This is a genomic window from Herbaspirillum sp. RV1423 (genome assembly GCF_000577615.1).
GTDB lineage: Bacteria > Pseudomonadota > Gammaproteobacteria > Burkholderiales > Burkholderiaceae_D > Herbaspirillum.
Map to the genome: position 1 here is coordinate 13784 of NZ_CBXX010000006.1, position 18213 is coordinate 31996.

The window sequence follows — 18213 nt, forward strand, 5'->3', positions numbered from 1 at the left end:
GACAGGGCCTACATTTCATAGTTGAAGGACTTGATGTAGCCACGTCCCTTGACCGGCTTTCCTGCACCTTGCTTCGTGAGTGGGACTCGGGCATCAGCAGGAGTATCGCGGCCGTCCTCGACCGCACTGTCGACCCGTATTTCATATCCGGCATCGATCAGCACGTCAGCCACTTCGACTGTCACTTTGAGCGACTTTCCACTGCCAACGCTGGCGCCAGTGAGACCGTCAAATTCACGCGCATTGAGCCCGCTGCCGCGCGCCCAATCGCTCATGTGCTTGTAATATTTTTCCTTGGTTCCAGAAATCCATAAGGTCTTCTTGTACTTGCCGGCCGCGTCGGTAATATAAATCGCCAAATAGGCACCGTTGCCGCCGTAGCTTTGCAATTGGGTGGTGAGAACTACAGGGCGGGCCTGCACTAGTCCGGGCAGTGCCAAGGCACCCGCCACGCAGGTGCCAACGATGATTTTTATCATGGAATATTTCCTTTAGTGGAAGGAACGGTTTGTTCTCGAGGGTTGGACTTCGGTTGCAACGGCCCAACATAATCCGACGCGTCGGCGGTCGGCCCGAATTCAACCTCGAGACTGCGAATGTGCAGCGATGATGGGGTGTACTTAGCCTTGATCTTATTACCCATGCGGTCAGTTGCTCTTACTTCGTAACAGCCGTCATCAACTTTGATCCGGTGGACGATCCAACCGTGCTGTACGACTTGCTGACGCAGCAATTCACGTGGCTTCCATTCAGCGATTGGATCGTTGCAATCAGTATCGGCATAAGCTATCCCGCTTGTCCCAAACACCACCAACCCCGCTAGTGCAGCGAGCGTACGCAATGAGGTCATGTCTTACTCCTCGGTAAGAATAGGGATGTCGCAGAGGCGAATCTATCGACAGGCATTTTTATCGCTTGCCGATCCGGGGGCTACTCACCGCATGTTCCCAGCGAAACATCACTTGTTTTTAGACGGTGTATGTAACGCCATCGATCTTTATGTTTTGTGCAGCACAAACGCACCTTCGGGGCTCTTGAAGAAATCGTAGCCTTGGATGAGCGGTGCACTCTTCCCATGCCGCTCAACATAATTCACATGAATGACCATCACTTGCCCGAATTCATCTTTGCCAGCAATTTCATTTTCGACTGCGGAACTCATTTGCGCCGCTTGGATTTCGCGGTCGGCCGCCGTTTCCTTGCCTTTTTTAATAGCAACGGCAATCGATATTTGGTGGGGCGCTACGGAGATGACAACTTTTGCGGGCGGGAACCCGCCCGCATCAGCAACCAATTCCGTTAGCTTGGGAACCAACGCTGTTTGGCGCTTTACCAGAGTGGCATCTGTAACCTTATCCACGCTCCATGCGGGAGCGGCAGGATTGAGGACTCCTACCGCAAACACTACTAATGCAACGATATATGTTTTCATGGTGTTGGTCGTCTGCCCTGATCGTAAATTGATAGAACGCGCTATTGAGGAGATCCTGATGTCAGGAGTACTGCCAGCTTAAGGTTAGGTTGCCGCTTCACACGACAAGCCGACTATAGTTCCCTTCTTGAGAAAGTAATATGATGCACATCAAATATAAGGGACTAGGCTAAGATAGTTCAGGTGATATATCTTTGCTTTCACTGATTGTTCAATCTATATGGTCCTGTTTCTAGATTTTGATTCGTCAAACCTCATGTGTCTAACCGCTTTACGAACTCCAGCCAGAACAATGCTGTGAGAAATACCAAGACGCCCACCGCCAGCATCAGTAGTGTTGGCGCTGCAAAATAAAATACGCTGCTAATCGCGGGTACCTCGAGTACCGTAGCGAGGAGGATCAACTCAAGTAGAACTATCCAACCCAAATATCTATTGGCATTGAAAGTTCTCCATTGCGTAGCCCCCCAGGATCGATTGACATAAATCAGCCCAAGATTGGAGAGAACCAGTACAAAGAATGTCAGTGCCCGCGACATCTCATCCGGATTTCCAATGTGGCGCATTTCAGCATAAACGCCGAGCAACAAAAGCAAGAGTCCGCCTCCTTGCCACAAACCTCGCCGAAGAACCTTGACATCAAACAAGTGCTGATCATGAGAACGAGGTTTACTCGTCATCAGGTCTTTCTCAGCCGACTCGGCCTCAAAGACAATTGAGCAAGCAGGATCGATAATGAGCTGCAAGAAAAGAATATGTACCGGCATCAAGACAATTGGCCACCCAAACACCACCGGGACGATAGACAAGCCGACAATCGGTACGTGTACCGCAACCACAAAGACGATAGCCTTACGCAAATTAGCAAACACCCTTCGTCCGTGGCGTATCGCCGTGACAATCGAAGAAAAGTCGTCATTGAGCAAGACAATGTCCGCAGCCTCGCGCGCGACATCGGTTCCACGCGCTCCCATTGCAATACCAATATCTGCCGCCTTTAACGCCGGAGCATCGTTCACGCCGTCGCCAGTCATCGCCACAACTTCACCCTGTGCACGCAGCGCCTGAACCAGCCTCAATTTCTGCTCCGGATGAATACGGCAGAAAATACTGGTATCCGCGATTCGCTGGCGCAACTGATTCTCGTCGAGCCTCGCAAGTTCGCTTCCTGTCATGACTTTTCCGTCGCCACCTAATCCGACCTGCTTGCCGATGGACGCGGCCGTTGCGGGATGATCTCCGGTAAGCATCATGACGCGGATACCAGCCTCTCGACATTGCGCAATTGCTTTGGGAACGTCAGCGCGTATCGGGTCTTCAAGCGCGACTAAGCCAAGGAATTCAAAGTCAAAGTCGTGCTGGTTATCTGGTAGCTTCTCTGTCTTGAAAGTTGCTCTGGCGACGGCGAGAAGCCGCAGGCCGGCTGCAGCCATAACGCTCACCTGCTTAGCAATGGCGGCTGCTCTGACAGGATCCAGATGACATAGATCAACAATCGCCTCTGGAGCACCCTTTGCAGCAATCATCAAAGAGCGCTGATCAGGTGACTGCCAAACACGAGACATGGCAAGCATTTTTGGCGACAAAGGATAGTCCTCAACAAGGACCCAATCCGAGTGCAAATGCTCCGTGTCTGCCAGCAAGCGTTTTCCAGCATCGGCGATTGCGGTCTCCATCGGATCGAAAGCACGTCTGTGACTGGCGAGAACGGCAAACTCCATGACTTCGTGCAAGGATTCCGGCAAGCCCGATTGGTTTGGCAGCGACACGTCATACTCCGAGGATTCGGAACAGATTCGCTGCAGCACCATTTTGTTGGCGGTGAGTGTTCCCGTCTTGTCGACGCACAGTACGGTAGTCGCCCCCAGCTGCTCCATCGCAGGAATGTGGCGTGTCAGAACGTTTTTTTGAGACAGCCGCCAAGCCCCCAGACTAAGAAATATTATCAGAATGACCGGGAGTTCCTCCGGAATGACAGCCATTGCCAGAGTAAGTCCAGCAAGAATTCCCTCCAGCCAATCATTCGTGATCAGCCAGTAAATACAAGCCAGAAGGCCAGCCAGAGCAACGCCGCCAATCGCGACATAACGCACGACATGTTGTGTTTCAATCTGAATCGGCGTGCTCGATTGCCCTAACCCATCGAGAGATGCGCCTATTTTTCCCAGCGCACTGTGAACACCGGTTGCAATGATATAACCGCGAGCCGTTCCTTGCGTTACCAGGGTACCGGAAAAAACGATCCCGGCAGAGTCGCCTTCTTTTACCCCTGCTGCATGATTTTCCTTTAAAGCAGCTTGCTTCAAAACGGGCACGGATTCGCCAGTCAACATCGATTCGTCGACTGTCAGATTGGATGCTTCCAACAGTGATATGTCGGCAGGGATACGATCACCCTCGGAGAGCAGAACAATGTCTCCGCACACTAGCTCTCGTCCGGAAATCTTGATTGTTTTTCCATCGCGGATGACGAGCGCTTGCGGGCCGGACAGCTCGCGCAGTGCACTGAGTGAGTTTTCTGCACGTCTTTGCTGTACGAACGTAATGCCCATGACGACAAATACAAATCCAAGCAACATCATTGCCTCTTGTCGATTTCCGAGGACAAGATAAATTGCGCCGCAGGCAATCAAGAGCAAAAACATCGGCTCTGACAACATTTTTCGCAGCAACTCCAGCAATCCCCGCTTGGCAGTATCGGGCAATTCGTTGAGACCGTCCCGCGCTAGTAGACGAGCTGCTTCTGGCGTACTGAGACCGCTATGTTCCTCCGGTTTTATATTCATGGGCTCGCCCTTCTGCACTGGCTTGAGTTGCCGCCGACGATGCCAGCGAGTGATCCAGATCCGGACGATGCCAGGGATCGATGTGCGTCATGAGATTGAGTACGCGATGACGTTGCAGCACCCGTTGCCTGGCGAGGACGGCAATGTCATGTCCGGCCTCGACGGTGATTTGAGCATCTACTTCAATATGTGCATCAACCACGATCATGTCACCCATCTTGCGTGTTCGTACGTCATGTATGCCGCTCACGCCCGGTGTCGCAAGCAGTGTGCTGCGAATGGCATCGACTTCATCTTGATCAACGGAACGATCCATCAGATCATGCAATGCATCCCATCCGAATTCCCAGCCCATCTTGACCACCATGACACCGACGATAAGCGCAGCGATAGGGTCTAGGATCGGATATCCCGATAAATTACCGATAATGCCGACACCGACAACCAATGAGGAAGCCGCATCCGAACGCGCATGCCAGGCATTCGCCACCAACATGCCGGACTTGACTCGCTTGGCCACGCGAAGCATGTAACGAAACAGAAGTTCCTTGGCTAACAGCGCGCCGCACGCCACCCACAAGGCAATGATATGCACCTGTTGCACACTATCGGGGTTCTCCAGTTTCACAACCGCCGACCACAGCATGCCAATCCCGACGCCCAGGAGCAACATGCCCAATATCAGCGAAGCTGCAGTTTCAAATCGATGATGCCCATAGGGATGCTCTTCATCAGCGTCTTTCTTACTATGATGATTCGCGAAGAGAACGACAAAATCAGCAACCAAATCGGACAACGAGTGCACGCCATCAGCGATCAATCCTTGAGACTTTGAAAATATCCCAACGGTAATCTGCAGTAGTGTCAACAGCAGATTGACCCCAACGCTTACCCAAGTACTTTGCGATGCTGCTTTGGCGCGATCCAGCTGGCTATGCGTGGTGTCTTCTGTGTCATCGGAAAAATCGTTGTAGTTCATAGCGAAATAAATAGGGATTGGTGGAAACAAGCGCCATGGATTAACAACATCAACGCGCGCTCGGATTATCTGAAGACAATGACTGGTATCTTGCTGTATGCCAATACTTTTTGCGTTTGGCTACCGAGCAATAGCTTATCGAGGCCGGTACGACCGTGTGACGCAATAAATATACTGTCGCAAGCATACTTTTTGGACGCAATCAGAATCTCGTCCGAAGGATTAGCACTTTCCGCCGTATGAACTTGACAGGGCACACCTGATTTCTCAGCAAGATCTCTGATGATTTCCACATTATCTCTTGCTTGCTGGCGGATTGAGTCGGCAAGCATTACAAGGTCATCGCCTCCACCAATCAGAGAAATAGGAAAATACCTGGATATCTCCGCAACTGAAAGCCCGACGATTGCGCTTCCATGATCTTTGGCGAACTCGATTGCCGCTCTGACGGCGCGGTTCGATAGATCAGATCCATCGGTTGGGACTAGTATCTTCTTGAACATGCACACTCCGGATTGAGAAATATCAATTTCATCGTACGCGCAATAAACGGCGCTTCACTGATCTGAATCAAGTCAGCCGAACACAGCAATGCGCTAATGACTGTTGATATTGGAAATCTGTTGAGGAGAAGAGGATCAGGCAGCTCTTTGTGAACTGTAGAACATAGGTATGTCCCGCACTGTGCGTTGCCAGACATACCTAAGTGAGCCGCTTGGAAGTGGCCCGCCGGCAGACGAGTTTAAGCCGTTGTATTGACAATGCTGCCAACGTTACCACTCATTTGACGAGGCTTTTCAACCTCCCCTGCCTTGCTACCGTCATGATCGCCATCGCCATCGACGCGTCCTGCATTGGCGGTAGCTGTAGTCGGAGGTGGTGGAGCATAGGCTGTTCTTGTTGCACTGCTGATTGCGGAAGTCATGTCGTACTCCTTGATGTTTTCAGAGAAATGGAAAACCTTATACTTGTCCGCAAAATACTGCTGACGAAATTGATGGTAATGCGCGACACTTAGGCCAGACTTAGACGTTCACTACAAATCAAGAACAACGGAGGAATTGCAACAGACACTGGGGTTCGTCGAAGGACGTCAACATAGCAGAACTATGTCTTTCCTAAGTTTTGTCAGGCATATTGCTAATCTTGGCTCTCCATCCACAGGATTGACATGCTACTGACGCTGCGAAACAAGAGGCATTTGTATTTATGGTGGTTGGTAATCCACCTCAGTTTATTAGTTACAGGAACTCAACGTAAGCAGATGCGAATTCTATTAGTCGAAGATGATGCAATGATAGGCGAAGCGATCTCGCAAGCGCTTAAAGATGCCTGTTACGCAGTAGATTGGGTGCGCGACGGACAATCCGCGCTGAGTACAGTGCATCGTCAACACTATGACGCGATGCTGCTCGATCTGGGCTTGCCGCACAAAGATGGCCTTGAGGTACTTCGCGTGCTACGGGCAAACAAAAATTCTCTGCCGATTTTAATTGTCAGTGCGAGAGACGCCGTTGAGGATCGTATCCAGGGTCTAGACAGCGGCGCCGATGACTACATACTCAAGCCGTTTGAAATGTCCGAATTGCTTGCCAGAATCCGCGTAACCGTTCGTCGCAACGCGGGCATTGCAACCCCTACTCTGTCCAACGGTATGTTGTCTCTCGATCCGGCCAGCCGCGAAGTGACGGTTGACGGTGTGGCAACGCAGCTATCGGCCCGGGAATTTTCTTTGCTGCAAGCACTGTTGATCCGACCAGGGGCAATTCTGTCGCGAGTGGAGCTGGAGGACAGAATTTATGGTTGGAACGAAGAAGTCGAAAGCAACGCCGTTGAATTCCTGATTCATTCTCTCAGAAAGAAACTTGGCAGTTCCACGATAAAAAATGTCAGGGGGGTAGGATGGTTGGTCTCCAAAGGAGAATGAATCATTCTTTGCAATTCCGACTTTCCATCTGGCTGGCGGGGTGCCTTGTCATGGTGACCTTGGGCGGCGTGGCAATGTCTTTCGGATTGGCGTTTCACGAAGCCAATGAGTTTCAGGACGACCTACTAAGGCAAGTCGCGGCACTGGTCGACTATCAGCATCTGAGCCAGACTCCGCGCAATGCGAAAAGTGTCATGACCGGCGATGACGACTCCCGCGTCATTATACAAATGCTGATGCAAAGGAGCGCCGACGAAGTATCCGACCAAGGGGACAGTGCTCTGGCTTTGCCGCATGATCTTCCTGACGGTGTGCAGACAATTACCATCGGCGCCGTCGACTGGCGGGTATTTATCAAGCCGTTGGATAACGGTGTGCGAGTTGCCGTTTCTCAACCAACCTCCGTGCGCAATGAGATCGCGAAAGACAGCGCGCTGCGGACACTCATACCGCTCCTGATACTACTTCCGCTCCTGATTATCCTGGTCGGCATATTGATAAAGCAAATGTTCCGACCGGTCAGGTCGCTTGCGCTGAGTCTGGATACACGCCCGGAACAAGAACTTGGCTTGTTGGACGAGAGTGAGCTCCCTCAAGAAATAAAGCCTTTTGTCGCGGCAATTAACCGACTGCTATCTCGTGTCGAACGATCTGTAAACACTCAGAGGCGATTCGTCGCCGATGCCGCTCATGAGTTGCGGTCACCGCTGACGGCACTTTCGTTGCAAGCTGAGCGCCTGTCAGAAGCCGACATGCCCATGGCGGCGAGAGAGCGCGTCATCACATTGAGACAGGGTATGGCCCGGACACAAGCGCTGATCAATCAATTGCTGGCGCTGGCACGTATCCAGGAAGGCAAACCGAATCGGCATACGTCTGTTTCGTTGCAGCGAATAATACGCCTTGTACTTGAAGATCTGATTCCTCAGGCAGAACAAAAAAAGATTGATGTGGGAATGGCCAACGATGTAGATATCAGCATCGCAGCAGATGAAATGGAATTGAAAATCTTGGTCAAGAACCTGGTCGACAATGCTATTCGCTATACACCGAAAAACGGCCGCATCGATATGTCAATTGACGTAACGGAGGGGCTCGCAACATTGCTCATCGTCGATAACGGACCGGGCATTCAGGAAGATGACCGGCAACGCGTATTTGACGCGTTCTTTCGTGTTCTTGGCAATGAACAAGCCGGCTCCGGGCTGGGACTTTCCATCGTCAAGACAGCGGCAGACAACATGGGAGCAGCTATTGAACTTGGTCATGCCAACCCCTACCCGCCTTACGGTTTGAGCGTTGCTGTGAAATTTAAGCAATTTAGCGCTCCCCCATCGGCGAAGTCCTAGCTTCAACACCATCCAAGAAAGCGAACACCATGAAATCAGACTATCTATACGAACAAGCGTCGGGTGAACAGTACTCCGTTCCTGCGAAACTTCTGCATTGGATACTAGCCGTACTCTTCATTGGCATGGTAGGGCTCGGCTGGTACATGATGGACATCGAGGACTCACCGGGGAGTGACTGGTACTTCAATCTGCACAAATCCATAGGTCTCCTCGTGATTGGTTTGGTAATCTTACGTGCTGCATGGCGTCTCACACATCGACCGGCGCCATTGCCGATGGCAACCCCTTCCTGGCAAATCGTCGCATCCACCATCAGTCATTGGGCGCTTTATGCACTGATGTTCGCGTTACCTCTTATAGGTATTATCGGTGCGGCATTCAGCAAGTCCGGCCTGGCGTTTTTTGGATCCCCGTTACCTCGCGTTGTTACAGAAAATCACGATGTCGCCGAGTTTTTTTTCTCAGTACATTCTTTTGCTGCATGGATTCTTGTTATTCTCGTTTGCTTGCATGTTTTGGCTGGACTAAAGCATCTGTTGATTGACAAAGACGGCGTATTTCAGCGCATGTGGTTCTAGACATTCAAGCGCATTCCGTGCGCTGCTGCCAAACCTGCCTCACTCTTAAAGAGCGAACGAGTGGTTGACGAAGTAGTGTCCAGAGATGGATCCACCCCTAAAGTGTCACCCAGAGCCACCTTCGAGCTTAGTGAGGTACGCCCTTAGGTGAGGCGATTGAAGTGCTAGTTAGTGGAACGGTTAGAACGCAATTTACTGGCACGGCAGCTGCACATATTCAACTATGACACTAAGTTGAAAAAATGAGCAATTTTGGCTGCTTAGGTGGCCTTTGTTATTCAGAATTGTTCATAAACAATGTCGAAGTGAAAGTCTTAATATTTCCGGTTGCTATTTGCTTTTTTGCTTTGTCGTGAACAAATAAAGTCCACATAACCAACGCAGAGCTGTTTGACCAGGTGATAGGCGTTGTGGCTGATGTTGCCGGATGCGCAGACCACCATGTCGGCGCCGTTGAGCATCGGTTGCAGCCGATGCAGGTTGTCTTCGCGGCCGCCGTCGTGATGGATGAAGCGGCCCTGGTGTTGTTCGATGGCGATGCGGTAATGGTTGCGCGCGCCGGTCAGGCCGCCGACGCACAGCACACAGCGGTCGGCCAGGCTGAAGCCGGCAATGACGGGGCCGGAAACGGGCGTGTTCTTGTTGGTCGTGCGGTGCATGGAGAACCTCGGTTGTCGATAGTCGTTGCATGCAGACTAAACCGAACGCGCGCCGGAGCGAACGAAGAAATTGGCATCTGGTTATGCGGAATCCTGATTTTCTGGTCGAGAGGTACGTACGATCTGGGGTGCAGCAAAGTTTACACAGCTTGCACGGTGTTGCTGGCGCCCGCGACAACATGGTCGTGATTCGCGAGTTTCACCAATTATTGTGTCCCTCAGGAAGTTCGTCCCGCCGAGGCAGATGAATCTGCCCGCTTCATAGCATAGAGGGCCACGATGGAAGCGGCGAAGCCCGATGCCGCGCCGACGCCGAGGGCCCAGCGCGGGCCGAGGTGATCGGCCACCCAACCCACGATCGGTGCGCCGATCGGCGTGCCCCCGAGCGCGATGCCGACGCGCAGCGCCATCACCCTTCCCCGCATGGCGGGCTCGGTCGTGAGCTGCATCAGGCTGTTGGTCGCGTTGGTGAAGGTCAAGGCGGCTACGCCGATGACGACCAGTGCGCAGGCGAACAGCCAGTAGCCCGGGGCCACTGCGGCCAGCGTGCAGCCGAGTCCGAAGATCGCGGTTCCAGCCAGCAGGGACATGAATTGTGGCCGATCGCGGCCGGCGGCAAGCAGTGCTCCCGCGACGGTACCGATGGCCATGATCGAGGACAAAAGGCCGTAGCCGCGCGCATCGGTGTGGAAGACGCCGACGGCCATGGTCGAGATGAAGATCGGGAAATTCAGTCCGAACGTACCGATCAGGAACAACATGAGCAGGATCGCCTTGAGGTCCGGTCGGAACCATACATAGCGTAAACCCTCGGCGAGGCCGCCCTTGGTCCGGTGCGCCCGTGCATTCGTGTGCAGACCGGAGATGCGTAGCAGAAACAGGGAGGCCAGCACTGCGATGAAGCTGGCGCCGTTAAGCAGAAACGCCCAGCCGGTGCCAATCGAAGCGATGACCAGACCTGCCACGGCCGGTCCGATCATTCGCGCCGCGTTGAACGAAGTCGAGTTGAGCGCGACCGCGTTCGGCAGATCCGCGTCACCGACCAGTTCTGCCACAAAGGTCTGGCGTACGGGGGCATCAAAAGCCGAGGCGCAACCGGACAGAAAGGCAAATACATAGACCTGCCAGAGCTGGACGTTGCCTGTGACGGTGAGAAGCCCCAGCGCCAAGGCGAGCACCCCCATTGTCGCCTGGGTCGCCATCAGGAGCTTGCGCTGGTCGTAGTGATCGGCGGCGAAGCCGGTCCAGGGCAGCAGCAGGAGCTGCGGCCCGAACTGGAGCGCCATGACCGTGCCCACGGCCGACGCGTTGTGATGCGTGAGCTGGGTCAGCACCAGCCAGTCCTGAGCCGTGCGTTGCATCCACGTTCCCACGTTGGAGACCAGCGCACCAGCCGCCCAGATGCGGTAGTTGAAGTTCCTCAGCGAACGGAAGACGCCCGTTGCTGGCGCATTCACGAACGCTCCCGCGTATTGCCGCCGTGGAAGCGGCCAAATAGCCGCGCGGAAAGCAGTCCGATGGCCACGATGCCGAGCCCAAGCGAGACGGCATCGCTCGTGCTCCTCAACTCGAAATCACCAATGCGGCAGACGAGCACGTAGCCGATGACCAGATTCAGAAAACCCCAAAGCACGTTCACGGTCGATGAGGACAGGCCTTGCCCCGGCGGCTTCGCGAACGGGCTCTGAAACGGTTCGCCCATCACGCCGGCGACGAAGTGCGGCACAGCGTTGGTGAGAAAGGCGCCGCCAAAGAAGTAGGAGACGAAATGAATCCATTCCATTTTCAGGTGCTCCTTGTTGCGAGCAGATCGATGATGTCTTGAGTCGTGCCCGTTTCGCCCAGCTTCGGGAAGACGTTCTTGATGCTGTAGTCGTGCGCCTCCAAACGCGCGTCTGTCATGGCGTCGAGGGCCAGGGTCACGTTGAATCCCTGTTCATACGCCTGGCGTGCGGTCGACTCGACGCCAGTCCCGGTGGCGACACCGGTGACGACGATCTGGCTGACGCCCAGTGCCTTCAACCTGTCTTCGAGATCGGTGCTGGCGAACGCGCCCCAGGTTCGCTTCGTGACAACGATGTCGTCAGGCTGCTGATCGAGCTCGGGAATGAAGTCGGTCCACCCGGTCGGAAACGGTTCGCTGCGGCGCGGTCGCTCGGTGCGGCCTGGCGCCCCACCGGCAACGTTGACCAGCACCACCGGCAAGCCGTGTTCGCGAAATGCGTTGAGCAGTGCACGCGAGCGTTCCACGACCTTGTCGATGGGATGGATGAAAGGGGAGTCGACGATGCCTTTTTGCAGGTCAACAATGATAAGGGCTGTGTTCGGATCGAGTGTGGTGAGGGCCATGTTAACTCCCGAAAGGGGCTGGGATTAGCTCAGAAGTCGGCGAGTCGCTGCAGCAGCTTCACTGCAGCCGCGAGTTCGCTTTGTTCCTGAGGGGACAGTTGTGCCTGCAGAGCACGGACCAGCCAGTCTTCTTTGGCGACCCGGCTTGCCTTAAGGCTTTTCCGGAAACCAGGCGTCAGGTCGACCAGGGTTTGTCGCCCATCGGTGGGATCGGGTTTGCCACTGACGGCCTTCATCACCTCCAGTCTTGCCACCGTGATACGCATGGACTGTGGGCGAACGCTCTCCGCCCGCGCGAGAGCGGAGACGGTTGCGGGGCCGTCGCGATCCAGGCGAAGTAGCACCGACTTCTGTGCGGACGTGAAGTCGCCCGAATGCGCCTGCTCTCGGACCCGTCGAATCAATTTGCCCAGGGAAATGCGCAGTTCACCGGCCAGCGAGGTCGCTGACGGTGTTTTGGATGGAAGTGAGGAATTGGCCATGTGCCAAACCATAACACAAATACAGAAAAACTGTACATATAAACTGTATTAATAATCGTGTGCCTTTTGAATATTCAGTGTCTTCTGCAGGGCGGACGGCCTCACTATGCAAGTGGATCCCGGATTCGTGCGGACGTGTTGGACGCCTGCGATTCTTTGGAAAATGTGCTTTCGGAAATCGATGAGGACGAGGACAAGAAACGCAAGGTCCCTGCGAAGAACTTCAATGGTCGCCAATGACCGCGCGAAGCGCCAGAATGGCAATGTCTGGCTAACGTTTCTTGACTCGCCGCCGGAACGAATGAAGAAATCGGCATCTGGCTATGCGGAATCCTGATACTGCGATTTCCTGACCGCTCGCACGAAATCGGTCAGCCAGCGCCATGCGTCTTACGCGGTCCAGCCGGAACGAGCGGAAGTCGTTGCGCGTTTCGCACCACGCCGCGATCGACCAGGTTCCGGCCCAGAAATACAGCGCCAGCGGCCAGATCGCACGCTGCGTCGCCTGGCCGCGCGCGTCGATGTAATCGAGTTGCAAGGTGCGACGCTTGCCGATGGCCTGGCGGATTCCCTCGAGCCGTTCGCCGTGCGCCGGATCGATGTGGAAACCGGGCGCGAACAGCGCCGTGTTTTCGACGAAGTCGCGTTTGTCCTGCGGCAGCGCCAGCACGATCTTGGCCAGCGAAGCCGCGGCGGAAGCCGCCAGTTGGGGCCCGCCCCAGGCTTGCACCATGCGCATGCCGATGACCAGCGAGTCGATTTCGTCAGGCGAGAACATCAGCGGCGGCAGGTCGAAACCCGTTTTGTTGATGCGGTAGCCGACGCCCGCTTCGCCCTCGACCGGCACGCCGGACAGCGACAGGTCGCACACGTCGCGATAGATGGTGCGCTCCGACACCGACAGCCATTCGGCCAACTGGCGCGCCGTGGTGAGGCGGCGTCCGCGCAGGTATTGGGTGATCTGGAACAGTCGGTCGGCGCGGCGCATGGGTTTGCCAGGAAGTGGGGAGTGGCTGCCATTCTGGCATGAGTGCGCCGGCTTGCCCATCGCCGCCAAGGGACGGCGGCGGGTTTGCCGACGCTGCCCGGGATTCTTATTGCATGGCGTGCAGGGCGATGCGATTGCCTTCGGTGTCGATGAGGTGGGCAATGTAGTCGAGCTGTCGCGGCAGCTCGAACTTGTCCAGCACGACCTTGCCGCCGGCGGGAACGATGTGCTCGATCGCCTTCTGGATGGATGGGCTGGCATCGAGGTAAACCAGTACGCCGTCGGCGCTGGCCTTGAACGCCTGGGTTTCGGTCAGGCAGCCGCAGGATTCTTCGGCGGCATTGTTGAAAATGGCCATCGGCGATGCATCGGAATCGGTTGCGATGCGCAGCTTGCCGTCGAGGACGGTTTCGTAGAATTTGGCGGCGCGGGCGAGGTTGGTGATGGGGATTTCGAACCAGTTGATTTGGGTTGTCATGATGTCTTCCTTTTTTGTATTCCGTGGTTGGTATGCCGGTCGGCACGGAAGACATCATGACGGGGGGCTGCTGACAGCCTGCTGTCAGCAGGGATGAGTCAGGCCGCGATTCCCGCCTTGGGCGCTGCGCTTGCATCGGCGCGTTCGGCATAGCGCCGCGCCAGCACCGCGCACAGCATCAGTTGCATCTGGTGGAACACCATGATCGGCAGCAACACGATACCCACGCCGCTGCCGCTGAACAGCACCGACGCCATCGGAATGCCGGAAGCCAGCGATTTCTTCGAGCCGCAGAACACCAGCACGATTTCATCCTCGCGCGAAAAACCCAGCGCGCGGCTGCCGAAGGTCGTCAGCGTCAGCACGCCGCCCAGCAGGATGGCGTTGACCAGCAACAGCAGCGCCAGTTGCTGCGGCGGGAACAGATGCCACACACCTTGCACCACCGCTGCGCTGAACGCGGCATACACGGCCAGCAGAATCCCGCCGCGGTCTACCACGGCAAGCAGGCCCTTGTTGCGCAACACCCAGTCGCCGATCCACGGACGCAACACATTGCCGAGGACAAACGGCAGCAGCAGTTGCAGCAGGATGCCGGTGACCTGCCCGAGGCCGCCGCCGTCGTGGTGGCGATGCAGCAGCAGCGTCACCAGGATGGGCGTAAAGACGATGCCCAGAAGGTTCGACGCGGTGGCGCCGCAGATCGCGGCCGGCACGTTGCCGCGCGCGATCGAGGTAAAGGCGATCGACGATTGCACGGTCGACGACAGCGTGCAGACGAACAGCACGCCAAGCCACAGTTCCGGCGTCAGCAAGCCCGGGAACAGCGCTTGCAGCGTCAGCCCCAGTATCGGAAACAACACGAAGGTGCAGCCCAGCGTCAGCAAATGCAGGCGCGGCTGCCGGAAGCCGGACAGGGCCGCTTCGCGCGACAGGCGCGCGCCGTGCAGGAAGAACAGCAGCGCGATGGCGGTGTTGCTGGCCAGGTGCATGACGCTTTCGAAGCCGCCGGTGGCGGGCAGCAGCGTGGCCAGCAGGACCGTACCGAGCAGCATCAGCGTGAAGGTGTCGGGGAGATAACGTTTCATGGCGGTAAGAAGATGGCAAAAGAAAACAGGCTGTGCGCGTTTGCATGACGTGGGCGACGTGCATGTACGGCAACGGCCTTTGCCACATGATAAGAAAAGACGTTATCATCGGGAACCCCTTTGATAACGTTGACTGTCATCGGATTTTCCGATTTCAGCGCGGGAGCTGCCCATGTTCAACCCAGTCTGGCTGAAGACGTTCAGCACCGTCGCCGCCTCCGCCAGCTTCACCGAGGCCGGGCGCCGGCTGGGCCTGACGCAATCGAGCGTCAGCGACCACGTCCGCCGTCTCGAAGAGAGCGCCGGTCGCCGCCTGTTTGTGCGCGACACGCATTCGCTGGCGCTGACGGCGGACGGTGAAAGCCTGCTGGTCCATGCGCGCCTGATCCTGGAGGCGCATGCGCGCGCCGAGGCACAGTTCAAGGCGCCGAAGCTGCGCGGCCGCGTGCGCTTCGGCACGTCCGACGATCTTGCTATGGGACCGTTGCCGGACATGCTCGCGGCGTTTCGCAACAAGCATCCCGAGGTCGAACTGGAAATCACCATCGGTCTCACCAGTGAGCTGTATCAGCGCCTCGACAACGGCGAACTCGACCTCATCGTCGGCAAGCGCCGCCCCGGCGAGCAGCGCGGCCAGGCCATGCTGCGCGTGCCGCTGGTCTGGCTGGCGCGTCCGGAAACCGTGGTGGACCTGAACCAGCCGTTGCCGCTGATCCTGTTGCCGGAGCCCAGCGTGACGCGCGCGGCGACGCTGGCCACGCTGGGCGCGGCAGGTCGCCACTGGCGCATCGTCTGCACCAGCGGCAGCCACGCCGGCTGCATGGCGGCAGCGCGCGGCGGCTTGGGGCTGGCCGTCCTGCCGCAGCATCTGGCCACGCGCGAGCTGACCTTGCCGGTCAATCACGCCAGCCTGCCGGCGTTTCCCGATGTCGAATATGTGGCGCTCACGGCAAGGCGCCTAAGCCGGCCGGCCGACACGCTGTTCCAGATTCTCATGGCGAGCGGGCTGCAGGCCGCCCCGGGAAGATAAGGTATTGCGGCAGATCAGTCGGCGTCGACGACCAGCCCGGGCCGGTTCAACGCGCGGATGCGGCGGTCGACGAAGTAGCCGCCCGCTTCGGTGTAGCGCAGGTAACAGCGGCCGCATATTGCGCAGGCCGACACATTGCAGCGGTTGTAGGGGAAATAGCGCGGCGCGATCGGCGCATCGCCGGATTCGTAGCGGGTGCCGTGCGGATGATATTCGGCAAAGCCGGGTTCGTCGTAAGGATCGGCCAGCAGCGTGCCGACGTCCTTCAATTGCGATTCGGGAAACGATAGCGGCGTGCTGGTCCAGCAGGACAGGTCGGCTTCGGCGCAGGCGCATGCCGCCGTCACCGCGGCGCTACGTTGCGCCAGCGCGCGCAGGCCGTCGCTGTCCAGCACAGGCAGATCGGTCATGGCGATTTACTTTCCGCCGAACGAGATTTTTCCGCCTTGCAACTGCGCGGTGCCGCCGCCGAAGTCGCTCAGCACTTGCCACACCTGTTTGGCGATGCGCATTTCGACGCCTTCATAGACGGCCTTGACGGCAACGATGCGCGCCGATTCCGCGGCGACCAGGTCTTCCTTCATTTCGTTCTGTTCGGCGACCAGGTCCTTGACTTCCTGCGCCAGCGTCTTGCGCTTGAGTTCTGCTTCCTCGCCCATGCCGTTCCTGGCTTTTTCGGGATTCTGCTTGTAGTGGGCGATCTGCTTGATGACGCGATCGAGCTCGTCGAGTTTCCTCTGGAATTCCTGCTCTTTGGCACGCAGCTTTTCTTCCAGGTAGGGATCGAGGCCGACCTGGATCTTGGTGGTGGCGGCGTTGGGCGAACCGAGGGCAACCGCCTTGATCATCATCGTGGCCTGGGCGCGGCCGCCGATGATCTGGCCCAGTTTGGGATTGGTCTTGCCGACCAGGATTTCGTTGCCGGCCAGCATTTCGCACTGGCGCGCGTTGCCGGCGAGCATGATGCTGTCGCCCGCTTCGATGTGCGCGCTCTCCGCGAACAGCGCCTGCACCGAGCCTTCGGCCTTGATCTTGGCGGCAATCGACGCCGCGCCGGGCTGGGTTTCCGAGTGGCCGATGATGCCGCCCTTGACGGTGATGTTGCCGCCGGCGATGATTTCGGCCGCTTCCACGGTGCCGTTGACGAAAACGTCGCCGGAGACGTGCAGGCGCATGCCGGTCTTGACGTCGCCCTTGATCTTGACCGTGCCGGAGAAGTCGATATTGCCGGTGCTGAGATCGACGTCTTCGATTTCGACGATGGGGTTGACCTTGACGCCGTTGGTGATCAGTTGCGGCTGACCGGCGATGGCGGCGATCAGCAGGTCGGGGTTTTCCTTGTCGACTTCGGTGCCGACGCAATCCTTGTTGAAACCGAGGTCGGGAATCGGCAGCGCCGGCACCGCCTGGCCCTTGATGTTCACGCCATTGGTGCCGGGCACCGGCGGGATGCGTCGCATCAGTGGATCGCCGATGTTGATCAGCAGCAGATGCCCGAGGTCGGAGTATTGCACGACGGCGTCTTCGTCGATCTCGGAAAGCTCGTCCTCCTTCTCGTCGAGCAGGCTTTCGAAGCGCGCGTGCTCGCCCTGGACCGGTTCGTCGCCTTTGGCGACGAGCAGTTTGGCGCAGTGTCCCGCGCTCAGCGCGCCGCGCAGCACTTCATGCATAATGCCGTGCGTGATGCCTTGCGCGCGGATTTCGTTGATGACCTCGACCGAGCGGGCGCGGCCACCTTGCGGCGGCACCAGCGTGAGATAGGCCTCCATCAGGTCGTCGGATACTTCGAGCAGGAACTCGCCGTCGCGTCGTTCGCCGATTTTTTGCGATACGGCCTCCTTGGCGCCTGCGACCTTGGCCGCAAAGTCGCCGAGCGCGGCGTCGTCGATGTACAGCTTGGTAAAGCCGCCATCGGTCAGCATCTGCTTCAGAATCACGAGATTGGGGACTTGCATGCCCTCGATCGGGGTAAATGCCGCTACCAGTTCTCCGCTGACTCTGTCGTAGTTGAACGACAGCGATTGCGGGCTTGTTTGTTCCATGTTATCTCTCGGAAGTCCCTGTCCGTAGCTCAACGACAGGATT

Annotated in this window: 22 protein-coding genes; 4 read left to right on the top strand and 18 right to left on the bottom strand. The window is 56.7% G+C overall.

The window, feature by feature from the left end; translation table 11 throughout:
* Positions 1–8: 8 nt before the first annotated feature.
* From RV1423_RS08090 to RV1423_RS29735, 7 genes are all read right to left on the bottom strand, one after another.
* Complete coding sequence (locus tag RV1423_RS08090; RefSeq protein ID WP_034295262.1) at positions 9–479, bottom strand: DUF2271 domain-containing protein; 471 nt, start codon at positions 477–479, stop codon at positions 9–11.
* Positions 476–850, bottom strand: coding sequence for a PepSY domain-containing protein (locus RV1423_RS08095; protein WP_051516569.1), 375 nt, complete (start codon positions 848–850; stop codon positions 476–478). Before RV1423_RS08095 ends, RV1423_RS08090 begins: the two co-directional genes overlap by 4 nt.
* Before the next feature lie 147 nt (positions 851–997).
* Positions 998–1432, bottom strand: coding sequence for a hypothetical protein (locus RV1423_RS08100; protein ID WP_034295264.1), 435 nt, complete (start codon positions 1430–1432; stop codon positions 998–1000).
* A 254-nt stretch (positions 1433–1686) separates the two neighbouring features.
* The gene (locus RV1423_RS08105; RefSeq protein ID WP_034295265.1) at positions 1687–4218 is read right to left on the bottom strand and encodes a cation-translocating P-type ATPase; all 2532 of its coding nucleotides are present in this window, start codon (positions 4216–4218) and stop codon (positions 1687–1689) included.
* Complete coding sequence (locus RV1423_RS08110; protein WP_051516570.1) at positions 4193–5197, bottom strand: cation diffusion facilitator family transporter; 1005 nt, start codon at positions 5195–5197, stop codon at positions 4193–4195. The genes RV1423_RS08105 and RV1423_RS08110 overlap by 26 nt, the downstream gene beginning before the upstream one ends.
* Before the next feature lie 65 nt (positions 5198–5262).
* Positions 5263–5700 (bottom strand): universal stress protein, encoded by a 438-nt coding sequence (locus RV1423_RS08115; protein ID WP_034295266.1) that lies wholly within the window; start codon positions 5698–5700, stop codon positions 5263–5265.
* A gap of 239 nt (positions 5701–5939) precedes the next feature.
* Entirely contained in the window at positions 5940–6122 is a 183-nt protein-coding gene (locus RV1423_RS29735; protein WP_155835050.1) for a hypothetical protein, read from the bottom strand.
* 339 nt (positions 6123–6461) lie between these two features.
* On the opposite strand from RV1423_RS29735, the gene RV1423_RS08120 reads away from it, so the two are divergent.
* From RV1423_RS08120 to RV1423_RS08130, 3 genes are read left to right on the top strand one after another with little or no spacing between them, the layout of a single operon-like run.
* On the top strand, positions 6462–7124 hold the full coding sequence (locus tag RV1423_RS08120; RefSeq protein ID WP_034295268.1) for a response regulator transcription factor: 663 nt from the start codon (positions 6462–6464) through the stop codon (positions 7122–7124).
* Positions 7121–8473, top strand: a complete 1353-nt coding sequence (locus tag RV1423_RS08125; RefSeq protein WP_051516571.1) for a HAMP domain-containing sensor histidine kinase — start codon at positions 7121–7123, stop codon at positions 8471–8473. Before RV1423_RS08120 ends, RV1423_RS08125 begins: the two co-directional genes overlap by 4 nt.
* A 29-nt stretch (positions 8474–8502) precedes the next feature.
* The gene (locus tag RV1423_RS08130; RefSeq protein ID WP_034295270.1) at positions 8503–9054 is read left to right on the top strand and encodes a cytochrome b; all 552 of its coding nucleotides are present in this window, start codon (positions 8503–8505) and stop codon (positions 9052–9054) included.
* Between the two features lie 314 nt (positions 9055–9368).
* Here the strand turns inward: RV1423_RS08130 and RV1423_RS08135 are convergent, their stop codons facing one another.
* The 9 genes from RV1423_RS08135 to RV1423_RS29740 form a co-directional block, all read right to left on the bottom strand.
* Positions 9369–9713: a DUF2325 domain-containing protein gene (locus RV1423_RS08135; RefSeq protein ID WP_081768754.1), complete on the bottom strand. Its 345-nt coding sequence runs from the start codon at positions 9711–9713 to the stop codon at positions 9369–9371.
* A 218-nt stretch (positions 9714–9931) separates the two neighbouring features.
* Entirely contained in the window at positions 9932–11170 is a 1239-nt protein-coding gene (locus RV1423_RS08140) for an MFS transporter (protein WP_034295272.1), read from the bottom strand.
* Positions 11167–11496 carry a hypothetical protein gene (locus RV1423_RS08145; protein ID WP_034295274.1) on the bottom strand — a complete coding sequence of 110 codons (330 nt, stop codon included), beginning with the start codon at positions 11494–11496 and terminating at the stop codon, positions 11167–11169. The genes RV1423_RS08140 and RV1423_RS08145 overlap by 4 nt, the downstream gene beginning before the upstream one ends.
* A 2-nt stretch (positions 11497–11498) precedes the next feature.
* Positions 11499–12062: an isochorismatase family cysteine hydrolase gene (locus tag RV1423_RS08150; RefSeq protein ID WP_034295276.1), complete on the bottom strand. Its 564-nt coding sequence runs from the start codon at positions 12060–12062 to the stop codon at positions 11499–11501.
* A 29-nt stretch (positions 12063–12091) separates the two neighbouring features.
* Entirely contained in the window at positions 12092–12544 is a 453-nt protein-coding gene (locus RV1423_RS08155) for a MarR family winged helix-turn-helix transcriptional regulator (protein ID WP_034295279.1), read from the bottom strand.
* Positions 12545–12815: 271 nt separating this feature from the next.
* Positions 12816–13532, bottom strand: a complete 717-nt coding sequence (locus tag RV1423_RS08160) for a YafY family protein (protein ID WP_034295280.1) — start codon at positions 13530–13532, stop codon at positions 12816–12818.
* 106 nt (positions 13533–13638) lie between these two features.
* Positions 13639–14010 carry a VOC family protein gene (locus tag RV1423_RS08165; RefSeq protein WP_034295282.1) on the bottom strand — a complete coding sequence of 124 codons (372 nt, stop codon included), beginning with the start codon at positions 14008–14010 and terminating at the stop codon, positions 13639–13641.
* A 98-nt stretch (positions 14011–14108) separates the two neighbouring features.
* Positions 14109–15098: a bile acid:sodium symporter family protein gene (locus tag RV1423_RS08170; protein ID WP_034295284.1), complete on the bottom strand. Its 990-nt coding sequence runs from the start codon at positions 15096–15098 to the stop codon at positions 14109–14111.
* Positions 15095–15238 (bottom strand): hypothetical protein, encoded by a 144-nt coding sequence (locus tag RV1423_RS29740; RefSeq protein ID WP_155835051.1) that lies wholly within the window; start codon positions 15236–15238, stop codon positions 15095–15097. Before RV1423_RS29740 ends, RV1423_RS08170 begins: the two co-directional genes overlap by 4 nt.
* 32 nt (positions 15239–15270) lie before the next feature.
* Between RV1423_RS29740 and RV1423_RS08175 the strand changes: the two genes are divergently transcribed.
* Complete coding sequence (locus RV1423_RS08175) at positions 15271–16128, top strand: LysR family transcriptional regulator (protein WP_034295285.1); 858 nt, start codon at positions 15271–15273, stop codon at positions 16126–16128.
* A 14-nt stretch (positions 16129–16142) separates the two neighbouring features.
* On the opposite strand, the gene RV1423_RS08180 is transcribed toward RV1423_RS08175, so the two are convergent.
* Positions 16143–16538: a hypothetical protein gene (locus tag RV1423_RS08180; protein WP_034295286.1), complete on the bottom strand. Its 396-nt coding sequence runs from the start codon at positions 16536–16538 to the stop codon at positions 16143–16145.
* 6 nt (positions 16539–16544) lie between these two features.
* Positions 16545–18170, bottom strand: a complete 1626-nt coding sequence (locus tag RV1423_RS08185) for a DUF342 domain-containing protein (RefSeq protein ID WP_034295288.1) — start codon at positions 18168–18170, stop codon at positions 16545–16547.
* Positions 18171–18213: the final 43 nt, after the last annotated feature.